This is a genomic window from Komagataeibacter intermedius TF2 (genome assembly GCF_000964425.1).
Taxonomy (GTDB): Bacteria; Pseudomonadota; Alphaproteobacteria; order Acetobacterales; family Acetobacteraceae; genus Komagataeibacter; species Komagataeibacter intermedius.
This window is the reverse complement of sequence record NZ_BANF01000390.1, coordinates 1-535: the sequence shown is the minus strand read 5'-3', so window position 1 is coordinate 535 and position 535 is coordinate 1. Positions and strand designations below refer to the sequence as shown.

The window sequence follows — 535 nt, the reverse complement described above, 5'->3', positions numbered from 1 at the left end:
AGTCAGTTGATCGTGACAACCGACGTTGTCGCCACGTCAGCGGACGCGCCATCCTTTGCCAGCACCGTGCTGTCGATGGAAAACACGATCGGTCTCCCAAAGACAGTGCTTGCCGACACCGGTTACGCCAGCGGGCAGGCGGTCCGGGACCTGCGGAAAAAAGGCATTGATCCGCTGGTCGCCATCGGACGGCCCTGTGCCCGCAGGCCTTATGACTTCCGACCACCTCCTGAAAACAGGGAACCACGCCGGATCACCGAACCCTGGCGGCTTGCCATGAAGAAAAAACTGGAAACCACAAAAGCCGGAAATATTTACAGACTACGAAAACAGACCGTTGAACCGGTCTTTGGAATTATCAAAAGCATCATGGGCTTCAGAAGATTCAGTCTGCGTGGCCTTGCAAAAGTCACGACTGAATGGACCCTCGTCGCTCTCGCATACAACTGCAAAAGAATGGCACGGCTTCAGGCAGCATAAGCCGGGTCAGCCTCGGCGTTATCAGCCGCAAAATGCCCAACCCGACAGGCTGCTA

Annotated in this window: 1 protein-coding gene; it reads left to right on the top strand. The window is 55.9% G+C overall.

Going from position 1 to position 535, the window contains the following annotated elements:
- Positions 1-480: transposase (locus B7449_RS17695; RefSeq protein WP_048883967.1), on the top strand; the 480-nt coding region annotated here is incomplete at its 5' end.
- Positions 481-535: the final 55 nt, after the last annotated feature.